Origin of the sequence: Paraburkholderia hospita (assembly GCF_002902965.1) — a bacterium.
In the GTDB taxonomy this organism is placed as follows: Bacteria; Pseudomonadota; Gammaproteobacteria; order Burkholderiales; family Burkholderiaceae; genus Paraburkholderia; species Paraburkholderia hospita.
This window is the reverse complement of record NZ_CP026105.1, coordinates 206,759-225,660: the sequence shown is the minus strand read 5'-3', so window position 1 is coordinate 225,660 and position 18,902 is coordinate 206,759. Positions and strand designations below refer to the sequence as shown.

The 18,902-nt window shown below is 64.1% G+C and carries 12 protein-coding genes; all 12 read right to left on the bottom strand.

Translation table 11 applies throughout. The annotated features are described in order from the left end of the window. Positions 1 to 7: 7 nt before the first annotated feature. Positions 8 to 1,315, bottom strand: coding sequence for a solute carrier family 23 protein (locus C2L64_RS00950; protein WP_090834922.1), 1,308 nt, complete (start codon positions 1,313 to 1,315; stop codon positions 8 to 10). Positions 1,316 to 1,503: 188 nt separating this feature from the next. Further along, positions 1,504 to 3,054 (bottom strand): methyl-accepting chemotaxis protein, encoded by a 1,551-nt coding sequence (locus tag C2L64_RS00945; RefSeq protein WP_090834921.1) that lies wholly within the window; start codon positions 3,052 to 3,054, stop codon positions 1,504 to 1,506. A 387-nt stretch (positions 3,055 to 3,441) separates the two neighbouring features. Beyond that, a complete protein-coding gene (locus C2L64_RS00940; protein ID WP_090834920.1) occupies positions 3,442 to 4,068 on the bottom strand; it encodes a DUF2239 family protein in 627 nt (208 codons plus the stop codon). A gap of 292 nt (positions 4,069 to 4,360) precedes the next feature. Next, the gene (locus C2L64_RS00935) at positions 4,361 to 9,274 is read right to left on the bottom strand and encodes a response regulator (RefSeq protein WP_090834919.1); all 4,914 of its coding nucleotides are present in this window, start codon (positions 9,272 to 9,274) and stop codon (positions 4,361 to 4,363) included. Positions 9,275 to 9,402: 128 nt separating this feature from the next. Next, positions 9,403 to 11,037, bottom strand: a complete 1,635-nt coding sequence (locus C2L64_RS00930; protein ID WP_090834918.1) for a response regulator — start codon at positions 11,035 to 11,037, stop codon at positions 9,403 to 9,405. Next, positions 11,034 to 12,488, bottom strand: coding sequence for a sensor histidine kinase (locus C2L64_RS00925; RefSeq protein WP_090834917.1), 1,455 nt, complete (start codon positions 12,486 to 12,488; stop codon positions 11,034 to 11,036). Before C2L64_RS00925 ends, C2L64_RS00930 begins: the two co-directional genes overlap by 4 nt. Continuing rightward, positions 12,457 to 13,614: an ATP-binding protein gene (locus C2L64_RS00920; RefSeq protein ID WP_090834916.1), complete on the bottom strand. Its 1,158-nt coding sequence runs from the start codon at positions 13,612 to 13,614 to the stop codon at positions 12,457 to 12,459. Before C2L64_RS00920 ends, C2L64_RS00925 begins: the two co-directional genes overlap by 32 nt. Next, a complete protein-coding gene (locus tag C2L64_RS00915) occupies positions 13,599 to 14,024 on the bottom strand; it encodes an anti-sigma regulatory factor (RefSeq protein WP_007582303.1) in 426 nt (141 codons plus the stop codon). The genes C2L64_RS00920 and C2L64_RS00915 overlap by 16 nt, the downstream gene beginning before the upstream one ends. Positions 14,025 to 14,043: 19 nt before the next feature. Further along, on the bottom strand, positions 14,044 to 14,400 hold the full coding sequence (locus tag C2L64_RS00910) for an STAS domain-containing protein (RefSeq protein ID WP_007582301.1): 357 nt from the start codon (positions 14,398 to 14,400) through the stop codon (positions 14,044 to 14,046). A 9-nt stretch (positions 14,401 to 14,409) separates the two neighbouring features. Then, entirely contained in the window at positions 14,410 to 15,273 is an 864-nt protein-coding gene (locus C2L64_RS00905; RefSeq protein WP_007582299.1) for an STAS domain-containing protein, read from the bottom strand. Positions 15,274 to 15,520: 247 nt separating this feature from the next. Continuing rightward, complete coding sequence (locus tag C2L64_RS00900) at positions 15,521 to 17,206, bottom strand: tannase/feruloyl esterase family alpha/beta hydrolase (protein ID WP_090835043.1); 1,686 nt, start codon at positions 17,204 to 17,206, stop codon at positions 15,521 to 15,523. Next, positions 17,203 to 18,312: an OpgC domain-containing protein gene (locus C2L64_RS00895; RefSeq protein WP_090834914.1), complete on the bottom strand. Its 1,110-nt coding sequence runs from the start codon at positions 18,310 to 18,312 to the stop codon at positions 17,203 to 17,205. The genes C2L64_RS00900 and C2L64_RS00895 overlap by 4 nt, the downstream gene beginning before the upstream one ends. Positions 18,313 to 18,902 lie beyond the last annotated feature (590 nt).

The window sequence follows — 18,902 nt, the reverse complement described above, 5'->3', positions numbered from 1 at the left end:
AGCTGTATCAGACAGCCGGTTCTTGCGGACCTTTGCGACGCAGCAGCGCGTACAGAATGATCGCACCGAACGTCGCAGTGCCGATGCCGCCAAGCGCAAAGCCGCCGAACTTCAGCGAGAAGTCGCCCGCGCCGAGCACCAGCGTCACGGCGGCGACAATCAGATTGCGGTTGTCGGAGAAGTCGACCTTGTTGACGACCCAGATGCGCGCGCCCGTCACCGCGATCAGACCGAACACGACGATCGACACACCGCCCAGCACCGGGCCGGGAATAGTCTGGATCACGGCGCCGAACTTCGGCGAGAAACCGAGCACCAGCGCGATCACCGCGGCGATCACGAACACGAGCGTCGAGTAGATCTTCGTGACGGCCATCACGCCGATGTTTTCCGCGTACGTCGTGACGCCCGTGCCGCCCGCGAAGCCGGACACGACCGTCGCAAGACCATCGCCGATGAACGCGCGGCCGATGTAGCCGTCGAGGTTCTGTCCCGTCATCGCGCTAACCGCCTTGATGTGGCCGAGGTTCTCGGCAACGAGGATCACCGCGACGGGCGCGAGCAGCGCCATCGCCTGACCGCTGAAGACGGGCGCCGTGAAATGCGGCATGCCGAACCACGCTGCATTCGCGACGACCGAGAAGTCGATCGGCTTGCCCATGCCCATGCCGTTCGTGACGACCGCATAGATCACGTAAGCGATCAGCAAGCCGACGAGAATCAGCAGACGCTGCAACATGCCGCGCGCGAACACGGCCACGGCGCCGACGCACAGCACGGTGACGAGCGCCATGTACGAATCGAACGCGCTGCCGCTCACGCCCTTGACGGCGATCGGCGCGAGATTCAGACCGATCACCGCAACGATCGAACCCGTCACGACGGGCGGCATCAGCGTCTCGATCCATGCGGTGCCGACAGCCGACACGATCAATCCGATGATGACGTACACCACCCCGCACGCGATGATCCCGCCAAGCGCGACGGGTATGTTCAGGTTCGGGCCGTGCCCGGTGTAGCCGGTGATCGCGATCACCAGACCGATGAACGCGAAACTCGAACCGAGATAGCTCGGCACGCGCCCACCGACCAGCACGAAGAACAGCAACGTGCCAATCCCCGACATGAAGATGCAAAGATTGGGATCGAAGCCCATCAGGAGCGGTGCGAGCACCGTCGAACCGAACATCGCGACGACGTGCTGGATGCCCATCGCCAGCATTTGCGGCCCGGGCAAGCGCTCGTCGGTGTTGACGACACGCCCCTCGACGCTCTTGGACTGGACACGCCAGCGTGGAAAATAGGAATCGGCCATCGCGGGGGTTCTCCTCTATTGGCGTAGATCTTGTATGGAAGCGCCGCCTTTTTGCGTGATGCCGCAGCGCGGTCCAGGATGGGATTCTTGAACTACGCGCGAGTGTACGGAGAGCGTCTGGCGCTGACAAGCCGCGTGAAATGCGTACGCGCGGCGGTGTTGCGTCCCGATGTTGCGTCCATGCCGCATTAAAGCGAAAACACCGAGACGGCCGTCTTCAGATGCCGTGCCTGGTCGGCCATCGCGCCCGCGGCAGCCGCCGCCTGCTCGACGAGCGCTGCGTTCTGCTGGGTGACTTCGTCCATCTGCGCAACTGCGCGGTTCACCTGTTCGATACCCGTGCTCTGTTCGCTCGATGCCGCCGAAATCTCGCCCATGATGTCCGTCATCCGCTGCACGGCCTGCGTGACTTCCGTCATGGTCCGACCCGCGCGCTCGGCGAGCACGGCGCCGCTGTCTACGCGCGACGTCGAGCTTTCGATCAGTTCCTTGATCTCTTTCGCCGACACCGCGCTGCGTTGCGCAAGCGCGCGCACTTCGCCCGCGACGACCGCGAAGCCGCGCCCCTGTTCGCCTGCGCGCGCCGCTTCGACGGCCGCGTTGAGCGCGAGGATATTCGTCTGGAACGCGATGCTCTCGATCACGCCGATGATGTCCGTCATCCGCTTGGAGCCGGCCGCGAGCTCGCGCATCGTCTCGACCACATCGCCGACGAGACCGCTGCCGCGCACGGCCACTTCCGACGCGCCTGCCGCGACGCCGCCCGCCTGCTGGGCGTTGTCGGCGTTCTGGCGGACGGTCGCTGTCAGTTGCTCCATGCTCGACGCCGTTTCTTCCAGTGACGCGGCCTGCTCCTCGGTGCGTTGCGACAGATCGGTATTGCCCTGCGCGATTTCGCCCGAAGCAAGCAGAATCGATTCGCTCGACTCGCTGATCTTGCCGACGATCGCAGCCAGTTGCTCGCGCATGTTGGCGAGCGCGTAGAGCAGGCTCGCGGTGTCGCCGGGTTTCGTGTCGACGCGCACGCCGAGATCGCCCGCCGCAATGCGACTCGCGATTTGCGCCGCGTAATCCGGCTCGCCGCCAAGCTGGCGCGTCAGACGTCGCGCGATCAGCCACGCGAACCCCGCGCCCACGACCATCGACGCCAGCACCAGCAGCGACAGCACCACGCGCATGCTCGCGTATTCCGCGCCCGCTTCGTGCTGCGCGGCGTTCGCCTGCTGGCGGCGGTAGTCGATCAGCGCGACGATCTTGTCGCGTAGCGCCTCGCTTGCGGCGATCGCGCGCCGTACCAGCTCGGCGTTATCGACGCCTTCCGGTATCGGCTGCAGCCCGATCTGCTGATGCACGATCGCTTCCCACGTCTCGGTCTTGCGCAGCACGTCGTCGTACAGCGATTGCCCGCCGTCGCCCGCAATCGTCTCGCGATAACGCGCGTACCCGTCGTGCATGTGCTTCAGCGACGCGACGATGTCGTCCTTCAACTTCTGACGCGCGGCGTCGTCGGGCGCGTAGCCGAGGTTTGCGGCGTCGAGATCGGTGTCGATCTTGTAGCGGTTCGCCTCTTCCATCCAGTAGAGGCCGTCCATGTGGCGGCTCGATATTTCTTCCGTGATGCCGTGCATCGACGCCAGCGCCGACAATCCCGCCACGCCAACTGCTACACCAAAACCGATCACGGTCGCAAACGCGATCAGCAGCTTCTTCCAGACAGTCATGCGGTCAAACCACTTCATCGTGAGATCCTCGACAGTTCATCAGCGTGCTTTGACGGGTTGAGTCGCAGGCAACGCGGGTCGGCGGGCTGCAATGCTTTTACGGCGCCCGTTATGCGGACTTGATGAACGGATGCACGGCATAAGAAAGCCGGCATGAGGGTTTGCGCGAAGTGGTTTGCCTGCTATCGGACGAAGCCGACTTGTGGCGCGCGGCGCCTTCGAAAATCACGCTTTGGGAGTTATCTGATATCGGAACGTATGTCCACTTCCCTACACTGCACAGGCTGCGTGACCCCGATTGAGTAGCGCAAGCGATGTTGTAACTCTCCGACTTTCCGCTCATGCTCCCCGGCATGAGCGGTTTTTTTTCGCCTGATGCTTTTCAACTTTTTGCGCGCTCAGGCTTCAGGGATTCCCCGACGCATCCACATCGAGCGCGCGCCTCGCCAGCTTGCGCGTGTGATCGCGCACATCGACGGGCCATGCGGCTGTCATGGCATCGAAGCGGGCGGCGTCGTTCGCATACAGCGCGCGCGTCGCTTCTTCGTAACCTGCGAGATCGCCCGCCATCGCCGTCATGAACCGATACGCCGCTTCCTGCGCCTGACGCATGCGGTCCTTTCCTTCGCTCGCGCCCCGCGCCGCGTCGACCAGCTTGCGCAGCGCAACCGATGCGCCGCCCGGCTGCCCGTTCAGCCATTCCCAATGCCTCGGCAGCAGCGTGACTTCGCGCGCGACGACACCAAGCTTCGGCCGGCCACGGCCGCGCGCGGCCGTAGGTTCGTCGCTCGCCGGTTCGGATTGGCGCGCTTCACCGTGTTGCTGATCGGCGAGCCTTGCAAGCACGTCGCTCGCGGAGCCGCGCAGATCCAGTTCGATGGGACGGCTGGTCTGGTCGTCGAAGATCAGCACGGAAGCGCCGCCGTCGCGCTCCGCCGCAGCCTTCACGGCCAGCGCGACATCGTTCAACGCGCCTGACGCAAGGCGTCGAACGCCTTCGAAAGCCGTGCAGGATACCGGGTGAGTTGTCATGTCGTGCCTCGCATCGTGTGGAATCGATGCACATATTTTATCCGGGTATAAATATAAAACGCAATATCACCCGGATAAAAATACAACGCGCGTTGCCGGACGACATACCCACATCGCATTGCCGTAATGCTGAATAGAGGCGGTGAGAACGAAGACTGCCGACGCTCGGCCCGTTCGCCTGCGAGACGCCTTGACCATGAAGCGCGCGCTATGGCTCGTTCTTCTCGCGAGTAGCTGCTGCCGCCGCTGCCCGATCGTGACGATCACCTACTGAACCGGACGCGGCGAAGCATCATTCGGCGCACGCGCGCAATGCATTGACGAGATCGAGCGGATCGTATGGCTTGCGCAATTGCGAGGCGCCCTGCAATTGCGTCTGCTGCTGCGGCGACAGCGCCGCGTCCGAGCCCGTGACGAAAATCACGCGCATACCAGGCTGGCGCGCGGCGGCGTCGATGGCCAGATCGACACCCGACACGCCTGCCAGTCCGATGTCCGTCAACAGCACGTCGAAGTCGCGTTCGCCCAGCATCTGCGACGCTTGCGTCGCGCTCTCCGCTTCGGCGACCTCGAGTCCGAAAGTGCGCAACAGCTCCGCCGTGCTGACGCGAACCAGTTCGTCATCTTCGACGAACAGGATGCGCAGATGACTGATCGCGTCGAAGGTCTCGTTGTTCTGCCGGTCGACATACCTGACGGTTTGCGAGTCCTCCGCCTGCAGCGTGACAGCGCCTTCCGGCCGCGCGTACTGCAGGCGCAGCGCATGCTGGATCTTGCGCGCGAGCGCTTCCTGCGAATACGGTTTGCTCAACAGCTCGACGCCTTCATCCAGCCGCCCAGCGTGCACGATCGCGTTATCCGTGTAGCCCGACGTGAACAGCACCGCGATGCCCGGCTGCCGCTCGCGCGCCTTGCGGGCCAGCTCCGTGCTGCGCAGCGGCCCAGGCATCACCACGTCTGTGAAAAGCAGATGGATCGGCACGCCGCTTTCGACGATCGCCAGCGCGCTTTGCGCATCCTTCGCCTTCAGCACGCGATAGCCGAGCGACGCCAGCATCTCGACGACCGTCGTGCGCACGTCTTCATCGTCTTCGACGACGAGAATCGTTTCCGCGCCGCCTTTGGCCGGGCCCGCATCGACATCCGTTTCGAGATCCTCTTCCTCGCGCACGCGCGGCAGATAGAGGCGGATCGTCGTGCCGTGCCCCATCTCGCTGTAGATCTTCACGTGGCCGCCCGACTGCTTGACGAAGCCATACACCATGCTCAGACCCAGCCCCGTGCCTTGCCTTTCGGGCTTGGTCGTGAAGAACGGCTCGAACACATGCTCCTGCACATCGGCCGACATGCCCGAGCCTGTATCGGTGACGGCGACCATCACGTACTGGCCTGGTGTGACGTCGGCGTGGCGCTTTGCGTATGCATCGTCGAGTGATGCGTTGCCCGCTTCGATGGTCAGCTTGCCGTGGCCGTCCATCGCATCGCGCGCGTTGATCGCGAGATTGAGCAGCGCGTTCTCCACCTGGAACGGATCGACGAGCGTATTCCACAATCCGCCCGACACGACCGTTTCGATCTCGATGCCGTCACCGAGCGCGCGCCGCAGCATGTCGTCGAGACCGCGCACGAAGCGCCCGAGGTTCACCACCTTCGGCGCGAGCGGCTGGCGGCGGCCGAATGCGAGCAGTTGCGACGCGAGCTTCGCGCCGCGCGCGACGCCCCCGAGCGCATTGCGCACGCGTTGCGCGGAGCGTTCCTGGCCAACGACGTCGTCGGCGAGCAGTTGAAGATTGCCGCCAATCACCTGCAGCAGATTGTTGAAGTCATGCGCGACGCCGCCCGTCAGCTTGCCGATCGCCTCCATCTTCTGCGCGACGCGCAACGCTTCTTCCGCGTGACGCAGCGCTTCCTGCGTTTCGCGGTCGCTCGTCACGTCGCGGCCGACGCCGTGAATGCGCTTCGTATCGGGATCGAGTGAAAGCGTCCACGCGATCCAGCGCCAACTGCCGTCGATATGCCTCAGCCGGTTTTCGAAGCGCATCGGCGCACCCGTGCGGCGCAGTTCGTCGAGGTGCGCCTTGACCATCGAATGATCGTCGGTATGAATCAACGAGAAATACGACTGCAATGCGAGCCAGTGCACGTCGTGACCGAGCACGCGTGTCCACGAAGGACTGATGCGCTGCAATTCGCCATTGAAGCCGGCGACCACCAGCAGGTCTTCACTGAAGTCCCACAGACGGTCGCGATCCGCGACGGCTTCGATCACGCGCGCCTCGAGCGTTTCGTTCAGCTCGCGCAGCGCCTCTTCCGCCTTCGTGCGCTCCGTAATTTCGCGCTGCGCGGCCTGATAGAGACGGGCGTTGTCGATGGCCGTCGCGGCCTGCGCGGCGATGCCTTCGACAAGGCGCTCCGCGCGCGCGGTGAACACACCCGGTGTCGGATGTCCGAAGAAGAGTCCGCCGAGCACTTCACCCGTGCGCGACACGACGGGCGCAGCAAGATAGCTGCGCACCTTCAGATGGCCTTCGGGCATGCCGCGATGCGGCGGGTTGTGGCCGTAACGCGTGTCTTTCGTGATGTCATCGGAGCGCATGATGCCTTCGCCCATGAACGTCGGCGCGAACACGGCCGTGTTGCGCGGCATCGGAAACTTCGCGAAGGTGTCTTTCGGCACGCCCGACAACGTGTACAGCATGTAGCTGCCGCCCTTGTCGTCCTGCACGTTGTAGAAGAACGAGCCGAATGCGGCGCCCGTCAGTTCCGTCGCGGCATCGACGACGACCTGCACCGCGCGGTTCAGGTCGAGTTCCGCTGCGACCGCAGTGCCGACGCGGTTCAGGATTTCCAGCGTGCGCGATTCCTCGCGCAGACGGTTGCCCGTTTCGCGCCGCAAGCGCGCGAGTTGCAGATTGCCCGCGACGCGCGCGAGCAGTTCGCGCGCTGCGAACGGCTTGATCAAATAGTCGTCCGCGCCCGATTCGAGGCCGCCCACTTTCGCCTCTTCGCCCGCGCGCGCCGACAGCAGCAGTACTGGCGTCTCGCGCAGCTCGGCGTCGGCGCGTAACTCGCGCAACAGGCCAAAACCGTCGAGCTTCGGCATCATCACGTCGGACACGATCAGGTCGGGCTGCAGGTTGCGCGCGGAGGCGAGCGCTTCCTCGCCGTCGCCGGCGACATGCACGTCGTGACCCGCCGCCGACAGAATGCGCCGCATGTAGTCGCGCAGATCAGCGTTGTCGTCGACGACGAGCAGCTTGCCCGTCGCTTCACCCGTCAGCTCGGTGGATGGCGTATCGCCGGTACCGGGCAGCATACTCAGGTCGTCGGCTGCGCTGGCCGTGTACGCATCGGGTAGCCAGCGCAGGGCCGCGTCGGCGTAGCTGTGCGCGTTCGCGCTCGTCGTTGCGCGCGCGCCGTCGCTCGACGCAGGGTCCATCGATACCGTAGCCGGCAGCACGACCGTAAAACGCGTGCCGACGCCAAGTTCGCTCTCGACATGAATCACGCCGTCATGCAGCCGCACCAACTCGCTGACGAGCGCAAGCCCGATACCGCTGCCTTCGACGGACCGCCCCACCGCGCCTTCGACGCGATGGAAACGTTCGAACAGGCGCGGAATTTCATGCTCGGGAATGCCGATGCCCGAATCGGCGACGCTCATTTCGATGCTGCCGCCCTGCGTCATTTTCAGGCTCACCGCGATGTTGCCCGTGAGCGTGAACTTGAACGCATTCGACAGCAGGTTGAGCACGACCTTTTCCCACATCTCGCGGTCGATCGACACGGGATGCGGCAACGGTTCGCAATCGACTTCGAGGGTCATGCCCGCCGACTCGACCGCCGAGCGAAATAGCGACGCAAGGTCGGCGGTGAACATCGCGAGATCGGTCGGCTGCGGATGAATCTCGATGCGCCCTGCCTCGATGCGCGAGAAGTCGAGCAGCGCGTTCACGAGCTTCAGCAGCCGCAAGCCGTTGCGATGCGTGACTTCGAGCAGCGGCCGGTCAGCCGTGTTGGCCGCTTCGGGTTTCGCGAGCAGTTCTTCGAGCGGACCCAGCATCAGCGTGAGCGGCGTGCGGAATTCGTGGCTGATGTTCGAGAAGAAAGTTGTCTTCGCGCGATCGATTTCCGCGAGCGCTTCCGCGCGCCGCCGCTCTTCTTCGTAGGCGTCCGCGTAACCGAGCGCCGCGCCCATCTGCCGCGCGACCAGCGTGAGAAACGAGCGGTAGTTGTCGTCTACGAGCCGGTACGGATTCAGCCCGACGACCAGCACGCCGCCGCGCCCCGCTTCGCCCGATGGCTGCACGGGCAGCACGGCCGCCTGCGCACTCGGCCGCTGCCATGCGCCCGTAGGCAAAGGCGCGTCGAAGCGCTCCGTGAGATCCGACACGATAGCGAGACGCTGGCTGCGCAGCACCTCTGTGAACGGCCACACGGGGCTGGGCGCGGCATCGATAGATTGCGGCGCGGCAGGATGTCCTGCGCCGATGCCGCATGCGCCCGCCAGCGACGCCGAAGCGCCGCCCGGCTCGGTCTGATAGAACAGCGCGAAGGTGACGTCGTAAGGATCGCTTTCGAGCGCACGCACGCTGCGCTCGCAGACGTCGCGCCACGACAGCGCGTCGCGCGTCGCCGCGCCGATTTCGCGCAACAGGCGCAACTGGCGTTCGCCGAGCACGCGCACGGTGTCGTCGCTGTTCGCGCAGATGATGCCGCCCGTACCGCCGTGATCGTCGGGAATCGGGCTGTAGGAAAACGTGTAGTACGTTTCTTCCGGGTAGCCGTTGCGCTCCATGATCAGGAGCTTCTGTTCCGTGAACGTACCTTCGACGCCCGTGAGCGCCGTCTCCAGCAGCGGATGAATTTCGCTCCAGATTTCGTGCCACACCACCGAAGTCGGCAACCCGAGCGCGACGGGATGCTTGCCGCCGATGATCGACTTGTACGGATCGTTGTAGAAGTAGATCAGGTCCGGCCCCCAGCCGATCCAGATCGGCTGGCGCGACGTGAGCATGATGCGGATCGCCGTCTTCAGACTTTGCGGCCAGCCGTCGGGCACGCCGAGCGGCGTCGCGCGCCAGTCGTAGGCGCGTATCAGACCGCCCATCTCGCCGCCGCCCGCGAGGAAGCTGGGAGACGCGCTGCCTGCGAGCGCCGCGTCCGCCTCAGTGGACGCGCCCGCCATCGTGTTGTCCGGTTTCATCGACGCAACCTCTCCCGCCGTATCGCCTTCGCGCGTGCCGCCGTTATTGGTGACGCACGGTGCGCCGCTGACTTTGTTCGCCGCTCTCGCGTGCTACCTTCCTTCGCCACCTTCCATTCGATGCACCTTCATCCCGTCGCGTCCGACTGCACGGGCGTGCCCGGATTGCGTGGCATGCCGCTCGCGCCGTCCGCCGCGATCACTCGCTCGATGTCATCGAGCGAAGCGGGCTTCACCAGGTGATGATCGAAGCCCGCATCGCGCGTGCGCTGTCGGTCGCTTTCCTGACCATAGCCCGTGAGCGCGATCAGCAACGCGCCCGCCGTGGCCGGCTCGGCGCGCAACGCACGCGCGACCTGATAGCCGTCGATGCCCGGCAAGCCGATATCGAGCAGCACGACTTCCGGCTTGAACTCGCCCGCCGTCGAGATCGCTGCGGCGCCGTCGTACATCACACGCACGTCGTGGCCGAGCATTTCGAGCAGGATCGACATCGATTCGGCGCCATCGACGCTGTCATCGACTACCATCACACGGCGCTTCGCATCCGGCACGCTTTGGGTGTCGCCGACGGAAATTGCGGCGGCGGGCGCCGGTGTAGTCAAGGCGTCGTCGCCGGGCATCGCCGCCCCGGACTCTGCCGGGCACGGCGCCGCTATGTTTTCTGACGCCGCTATCGGCAATGTCACGACGAATTCCGAGCCCATTCCAAGCCCCGCAGAAAATGCCTCGATAGTGCCGCCATGCAGTTCGGTGAGCGTCTTGGCGAGCGAAAGCCCGATGCCAAGACCGCCTTCCGAGCGCGCGAGCGAATCTTCCGATTGCATGAAGAGATTGAACACATCGTCCAGTTCGTTCGGCGGAATGCCGATGCCGTTGTCGCGCACGCGGATCGTCATGATGTCTTCGGCCGCGCTCGCGTCGAGTTCGATCACGCCGCCCTCGGGCGTGTACTTCGCCGCGTTCGACAGAAGATTGCTGATCACCTGCGCGACGCGGATCGGGTCGCCGTAGATCATGCATGACTTGTCGGGCACGTTGACGTGCAACGTGTGCTGCTTCTTCTGAATGGACGGCTGGTTCGCTTCGACAGCCGTCGCGACGGCGGCGGCAATATCGACGCATTCGATCTGCAGCGCGATCTTGCCGTGCGTGATGCGCGACACGTCGAGTAGATCGTCGACGAGCCGGCTCAGATGCTCGACCTGACGGCGCGCGATCATGCGCGCGTCGCGCACGGTGTCGTCGTTCGCTTGATGACGCGGGTCCATCAGCTCGACGGCATTGCGGATCGGCGCGAGCGGATTGCGCAGTTCGTGCGCGAGCGTCGCGAGGAACTGGTCCTTGCGGCGGTCGGCGTCGCGTAGTGCTTCTTCCGCGCGATGCAGCCGCAACAGCGCGCGCACGTTGGCGGCGAGTTCGGCCGGCTCGATCGGCTCGGTCAGATAGCTGTCCGCGCCGACGTCGAGCGCGCGGACTTTGTCGAACGATTGCACGGCAGCCGCCGACGTCTGCAGGATCAGCGTCGAGCGCGTGCGCGGATCGCGCTTGAGAATCGAGCAGACCTCGATGCCGCTGATATCGGGCAGCTTCACGTCGAGCAGCACGAGCGCCGGACTGTGCGCACGCACCTGATCGAGCGCGCCCTGGCCCGTCGCCGCCTCGATCACCTCGAAACCGGCATGCACGAGCACGCGCGTTTTCGCGTAACGCGCGCCGTCGTTGTCGTCGACGTTGAGGATCAGCGGAGCGGCAACCGTCATGTGGCGCCTCCGTGCGCGACGGCCGGGCCGCCGGCTGCGTCGTCCGCGCCCGGTCCTGCTACCGCTTCGATCGCGAGCGGCAGCGTCGCGAAGAAGGTCGAGCCGACGCCCGGCTTGCTGTCGACGCCCGCATAGCCGCCGAGCAGCGCGGCGAGCTTGCGGCACAGCGGCAAGCCGAGGCCCGTTCCCTTGACCCGCTGCTGCAGATGGTTCTGCACCTGGCCAAACTCCTCAAAAATCACTTGCTGGTGCTCCTCGGCGATGCCAATTCCCGTGTCGGCCACGAAGAACGTGACGTGGTCGCCATCCGGCTCCATTCGCGCGCCGACGCGTATCTCCCCGCGCTCGGTAAATTTGAGCGCGTTGGAGACGAAATTACGCAGTATCTGCGTGAGCTTGGCTTCGTCGGTGAAGATGGGTGGCAAACCGTACGCGTCCTCGAATATCAGCTTCACCGACGGATCAGTCTGCAGCGGCGTCAGCATCGGGCGCAACGCCGCAAAGAGTTCCGTGGCCTTGAACCACGCGGGCGTCACCTCGGTACGGCCTGCTTCGATCTTGGCGAGATCGAGCAGATCGTTGACGATTTCGGTTAGATCCTCGGCCGATTTGCGGATAAGTAGCACTTGGCGTTCCTGCTCGGCGGAAAGATCGCCGTCGAGCCGGTTTACGAGCAGATTTGACAGCGCCCGGATCGAACTGAGCGGCGTGCGCAGTTCGTGGCTCATGTTCGACAGGAAGCGCGACTTCATCGTGTCGGCGCGGCGCAGTTCGTCCGCGCGTTCGTCCAGCTCCGCGTACAGCGCGACCACGCCGCGATTGGTGGCTTCGAGTTCCAGCGTGAGGCGCGTCAACTCGTCCTGGCGGTCGCGCAATTCCGTCAGCGTGGAGAGGAGTTCGCGATTCTGTTCGAGCACTTCGTCGAACGAACGGCGCGCCGCGTCTTCGGCGCTCGTTGCTCCGCCCGGGCGTCTGCCCAGCGCGTTTTGCTGGACGAGGTTGCGCATGATCGCGTCGATGCCCGTCGCGGCCATTTCGGGACGGTCGAGGGGCAGGAAGCGCGCCATAGTGACAGCCGTCCCGCGCTCCACCGACGATTCGATGTCGCACCGGTCCATCAGCCGACGGCTGCCGGCAATGCCGCGGCCCATGCCCGTCGACGAGCGGTAGGTGCCGTCGAGCACCGATTCAAGCTCGCGGATGCCGGGCCCCTGGTCGCGCACGTCGATGAGAAGCGCTTGCGGTCTCGAAGCGCCATCAAACGCGAACGTCACCTCGCCGCCATACGCGTATTCGAATGCATTGCGCGCGATCTCAGAGACCGCGCTCGCGATGCGCGTCTGGTCGAGCGTGGAGAAGCCGAAGCCCGCGGCGATCGCGCGAGCCTTGCGGCGCGCGGCGACGACGTCTTCCTCAGCCTCAAGCCGAATGCGCAATATGGGGGTCGTCATGCCTGAAATGTACTCCCTGGTCTGCCTTGACAACTACCACAGTGGCGTCGTCGCGGCGGCGCGAGAAATCGCGGTACAGGACGGCGGCGATCATCACGGCCGGCTGCAGATGCAAGCCCGGATACGCGGCCAGATCCCAGCGCGTGCCGATACCGTCCGAATGCAGGATGAGCAGCGCGTCGCGCGTCCACGTCACTTCGAACTCCTGCGAGTCGCGCATCGTATGGCCGACGATGCCGTTGCGCGACGTGAACTGCCAGCTGTTGCGCGCGCTGTCGGCTGCCGTGCTCGCGTTGTGGCTCGCACCGCCGCCGACAAGCGCCGGCTTGCCGGTATTAAAGATCGACGCCGCGATGTTGCCCGTGCCTGTGAACACAAGCTGCGAGCGCGCGAGATCGAGCCGCGCGATGGCGACGGCGGCGCCGCGCGTAGGGCGCAGCGCACCGTGCGCGAGTTCCATCAGCGCGGCGGGCGAACGGCCCGCGCGCCGCCGCGCGACATCGACGGCGCCTGCTGCCGCGACATGCGCGTCGGGACCGTGGCCGAGACCATCGGCGAGCGTGACGGTCAGGCCGTCCTGATCCGCTTCAATGCCCCACGCGTCGCCGCATACGGATTCGCCCGGATACGGCACGCATACGCCGCCGATGTCGGTGCCCGCCGCCGCGCGTCCCGCGCGCTCGTTCGTGCCGCGGCGGCGCACCACGGCGCGCAGCACCGTGCCGAGATTCGGCTGCGAATACACCGCCAACTCCTCCGACAAGCGCCGGATCGCGCCGAGCCCCGTGCCCGGCGAGCCCGCTGTCGAGCTGCCGTCGCGGAACGCGAGCTGCACGTCCTGCATGCCTGAGCCTTTGTCGATCGCGATGATCTCGACGCCGTCGGCGAACGTGCCCGCCGTATCCGAAGGCAGGACGCGCACGAGCAACTCGCCGTGCTGCGCGTGCTTGAGAATGTTGGTTGCCGCCTCCGTCACGATCAGCGCGACACGGCCCAGGTCCGTTTCGCTCAGCGCGCCCTTTTGCGCCGCATCATTCGCGCCGCGCCGCGCGAACGCGACGCTGCTCGCGTCGGCGATTTCGAACGACGCGTGCATGGCACGCAGACCGCTCAGCGAAGTTTCCATTTGGTGATCGACACTGTCGTGCCTTTCCCTGGTTCCGACTGGATTTCAAACTCGTCGCACAGACGCCGCGCGCCGCCGAGCCCGAGGCCAAGGCCCGAGCCGCTCGTGAAGCCGTCCTGCAACGCGCGTTCGATATCCGGAATGCCCGCGCCCTGGTCGACGAACGTCAGCTTCAGGCCTTTGCGCGCGCCGTTGAGCAGCACGTTCAACGTCGCGTCGCCGCCTCCACCGTACAAAAGCGTGTTGCGTGCCAGTTCGCTCGCGGCCGTGACGAACTTCGTCTGATCGACGAGCGAGAAACCTTGTGCAATGGCTTCGTCACGCACGATCTGGCGAAGCTTGACGATCTCCTGATCCGAGCGCAGACCGACTTCGACAGTCGATGTCACCACTACGCCGAATGAGTTCATGTGTGAGCGCCCCGGTTGATCAGGGCTGTCGCTGCTTGAGCAGCGCCATGCCTCGTTCGACGTTGAGCGCCGTGCGCACACCCGTCAACGTGAGTCCCAGTTCGACCAGCGTGATCGCGACGGACGGCTGCATGCCGACCACGACCGTCTGCGCATCGAGCACCGTCGCCATGGCGGCCGTGTTGCTGATCATGCGGCCGATGAACGAGTCGACGATATCGAGCGCCGAGATGTCGATCAGCACGCCTTTCGCCTTGTCTTTCACGATGCGCGCGGTCAGGTCGTCCTGAAGCGTGATGGCGAGACGGTCGTGCATGTCCACCTGAATCGCGACGATCAGGCAATCACCCAACCGCAGGATGGGAATGCGATCCATGGCGCCACCTTAACCGGCGGCGCGCGTCGGAATGCTCGACCCGCTCTTTTGCAGCGCAATGATGAAAGCATCCGCTAGCGTGGACTTCGTGATCACGTTGGTCAGGTCGACGCCGAGATGCACGATGGTCTGCGCAATCTGCGGACGAATGCCGCTGATGATGCAATCTGCGCCCATCAGACGCGCGGCTGCGACGGTCTTCAGCAGATGTTGTGCGACGAGGGTGTCGACGGTTGGAACGCCGGTGATGTCGATGATCGAAATCGCGGCGCCTGTTTCGACGATCTTTTCCAGCAGGCTTTCCATCACGACTTGCGTGCGCGCTGAATCGAGCGTGCCGATCAGCGGCAACGCGAGGATGCCGTCCCATAGCTGCACGACGGGCGTCGACAGTTCGAGCAGTTCTTCCTGTTGACGCGCGATGATCGCTTCGCGGCTGCGCTGGAACACTTCCGTCGTGTAGAGGCCGAGCGAGTCGAGCATCAGGTTCACCGTCCAGCTCATGTCGGCGAGTTCTTGCGGCTGGCTGGCGTACTCCTCGCGCAGGCGCGCGTAGAGCGGCTGCTTCAGCGAGAACACGAAGGTCGCCGTTTCGACAGGCGTGAAGCCCTGGCGCGCGCGATGCGCGGACATGTCGGCGAGAAATGCGCGCACGGGTTCCCATTCTGGGCGGGACGCGTCCAGCGTATCGGCTTTGGCGAGTGTGTCGGAGAAGATGTTCAGGAAGTTGCGGAACTGATCGCTCATCTCCGCTTCCGTGGCGAGCCCGCGGCGCAGCGAGATCGAAAGATGCTGGTTCAACCATTCTGTGAGCAGCGTGTCGCGATGACGCGTCAGCACCTCGACGAGGGCCGCGCTTTTAGAAGCGGTCATAAGGTCTCCGGGGGAGTGCAGGTAAATTTTGCCCAATTGTTTGTGTGCAAACTGTTCGCACGCGTTCGATGCGCGCAAACATTACCGGAAGGCGTGTGATGACGTCAGATAGCAGCGCCTTGCGGGATGATCGCCCAATACTACAGGCGCGCTGCATGGTTGCGGGTGAAATGAGGGCCGAAATGTGCGGTGCGCGACAGCGCTTTTATGGCTTCGTGACTGGCGCTTCCATCTGACCAGCGAACGCTCAAGGTTCGCTGCAGACGAAGTTGTTTGCTTCGTTGAGATTGCCCTTGCCGAGATAGCGCGGGTACATCGGATAGCGGCACAGCGGACGCGAGCGGCCGTTGGTTGGCGGGGAGATGTCGGTCGCGAGCAGCGTTTCCGGCGAGATGCCGCGCGTGACCCAGCTGTCGAGTGCGCCGAGCAGATCGACGGAGGGAATGAACACGCCGCCGCCGTGCTGGAAGCCCGGCACCATGTAGAGACGCATGAAGGCGTTCACGCGCTCGTCGCCGTATAGATCGACGAGGCGGTCGTAGTAGGCGATCGTCTGGTTGGGGCTGATGACTTCGTCGGCCAGGCCCTGCATCGTGATCAGCTTGCCGCCTTTTGCGATGAAGCGGCCAAGATCGGGATTCGTTGCGCCGATGATCTGTGACAGCGTGACCAGTTGCTTCTGGTATTTGCCGGGGTGCTGTACGTCGAATTTGATCGAATCGAAGGTGGCGTCCTGCGTGACGAAGTAGCGGATGTAGCCGTCGGCTTGGGCGAACAGATAGCCGTTGCCGGTGAAAGTGGGCGACGTCTGTCGCGCCGGGTCGCGGCCGAGTCCGAGCATGCCGTTCAGGCGTGTGCCCTGAAAGACGTTGTAGCCGTGGTAGCCGCTGACGTCGTATGCGAGCTTGTACGGCAGTCTGAGGCCGTCGCGCAGGATGTTAAGTGTCGATAGTTGTGCGTCCGTTAGACAACCGCCTTCGTGGGCGTAGGACGTGCCGCGATGGCAGCGCAGCGCGTCGATGATTTCGGGTTCGCGCTGGCGGCATTCGGCGACGTCGCTCACGATGCCGTCCGTCGCGCCGTCGAGCTTGTCGCAGACGTCGAGTGACTTTTGGTAGACGCGTTCGAGTAGCGCGGGTGGGACGAAGCCGCCTGGTGTTGCGTATTCGGCCTGGCCTACTCGTACGCCGATCAGTCGTACGCCGGAGAAGTTCAGCGCGGGGGAGTCGGCGATGACGCCGTCGTAGTCGTCGGGGAAACGCTGCATCACCGTGTAGCCCTCGCGGCCGCCCGTCGAGCCGCCCGCGAAGTACATGCGGTCAGGCGGATGGCCGTACATGCGCACGATCAACGCGAGGGCCGCGTCGTGTGTTTTCTTAAGATGCGCGTAGCCGAAGTTCACGACGGCTTCGTCGACCAGGCCGAATACCGCGAGTGACGAGTTGCCGACGTGGCCTGAGTCGTCGCCGAAGGTTACGTAGCCTTGGGCGAGAGGTGCGCGGATCGGTGAGAACGGCATGACGCCGATGCCCGTTACGACTGTGCCGTTGTAGCCGCCGCCGCCGACCTGCAATGCGCGGCCGTTCCAGCGGCGTGGCAGGTTCAGGTCGAAGCGGATGTCGGGTGTGGTGCCTTTTATCGCCCTGATGACACCGGTGATGCGGCAGAATTCGCCTGCGCCGTTGCCCGGGGTTTGGGCCGTGATTACGGTTGCGGATTCGACGTGGGCGCCGTGGGTCGGGAGTGCGATGGTTGCGGCGTCTAGCCAGAGGTCGTTTAGGTCGGTGCAGCGGGTGGCAAACGGAGGTTGCTTGGGGGCGGTTGGTGTTTGGGTTTCGGGTGTTGCCGCCGTTGCCGTGCTGGCGGCGCAGCATAGGAGTGCCGTGCGTGCCAGCCAGAGCGCCGCACGCGGCCATGCGATACCGCGCTTCATCGACAGTCGGCTCCGCTGACGGCGGCGCGTGGCTGCGTCGGGCCCTTCCATTCCTTCCAGAAGCGCGCGAGGAGCAGCACGGCGGTGATCGCTACGAGGTCGCCGGCGAACGCTGCGAGACCGTGGGTCAGGCCGTGGATGCTGTGTGGCGTCGCTGTGTCGACGATCAGCGAGATCAGCGTGCCGCCGACGAAGCACACTAACCCCGTCTGGCCGACCTTGATGACGGCAGGCGCTTTGTGCGCGAGTTTCGCGATGGAGCCGGCGCGGACAAGGACGACGGCAAGCCAGGCGATAGCAAGGAAGTTGATCACGCGTTCAATCGACAGGTTCTGTTTCAGGTGGCCAGGGAGCGGTTGGGTCAGGATGAAAAGCTTCACCACTGCGAAGGCTAGCACGGCTGTGATTGCAGTTTTTGTTAACCAGCGGCCGGGTTTTGATTCCAGGAATTGATCTGAAACCGGGCGCTCACGGCACAGGATACCGATCACGAACATCAGTTGCCAGGCGAAAGGGTTGAAAGCCCAGTCGCTGACGTCGTCTATGGCGAAGAGTTTGGCTAGCGGTACTGCAAGCGCCCAAGTTGCGAGGCTTGCTGTCAGTGCAGTAAGCGGGGCTTTTCGGGCTAGTGGGACGATGAAGGGGACGGTGATCGCGAAGATCACGTACATCGGTAAGACGCTTGATAGGTAGGGCTGACGTCTGAGGATTGCGATGTCGAATGCTTCTCGGATTGGGGCTGCTGCGAATAGTGACCAGCCTGTCAGGTCGACCATTGGGCGGTTTAGCTGCAGTAGCTGCAGGATCGCGCCTGAGAGTAAGGTGAGGATCGCTGTTAGTAGGTAGGCGCGGTAGATCTCCCAGCAGCGCCTGTAGAAGCGGCTGTGGGCTGCCTTTTCGCCATTCTTGCTTAGGACCGCGCCGTAGGCTGCTGCGGATGCGTAGCCTCCCAGGCATACGAAGACTTCTGCTGAGTCACACAGCGCATATGCGTGCAACATCAGGTGCTGCAACACCCCGCCCGGTATGTGGTCGAGCACGATCACGATCAGCACGATCCCTCGGAAAAAATCCACTTCGATAGAACGCGGGCGGTGCGGGTCCATTCGAGAGGCTCTTTTGGCAGGTGCTGAGCAGGTAGCGCGGTTTTGGCGGCGCTGCGGGTCGCAAGGTGTCGAGTCGGGGTATACGTGACGTAGGAACCGTTGCAAACGAGAACGTTCCATGCTTACGCAGGTTGTAAGGGGATGTTGTTGAAATGAAGTGGGTTGGGGGTGGGGATGCAAGCTTCGAAGATTGCATGAAAGAGACCTCGGGGCCCTTCCAGGTGCGCGGAGGGCCACTGAACTGTTGCAAAAACACCAAAACAATGGTGCTGAATCTCTCGTGATGACTTTGCAGCGTGCCCCATGACATGCCCCAAAACCGGTGCGGCTTCGATTCGGGCCTCAAAATCCGACCATCACGATTGGAACAAGAGAGCCGTGAGGCATTGCCGCCTCACCCATTATCTGCAAAGTTGCCGGGGCTCCACTCCCCGTTTTGATTGGAAGTCGGCCGCCGTGCCATCGAATTAAACGGAACGCTTCCCGGTGCTACTCGTACAACGTCGCGGCGTCCTCGCCGGCGGTGAAGCGCACAAAGGTCGCGGCTGCAGCACCAATTAGCCATTGTGCCCAGTATTCCACCTCACCGC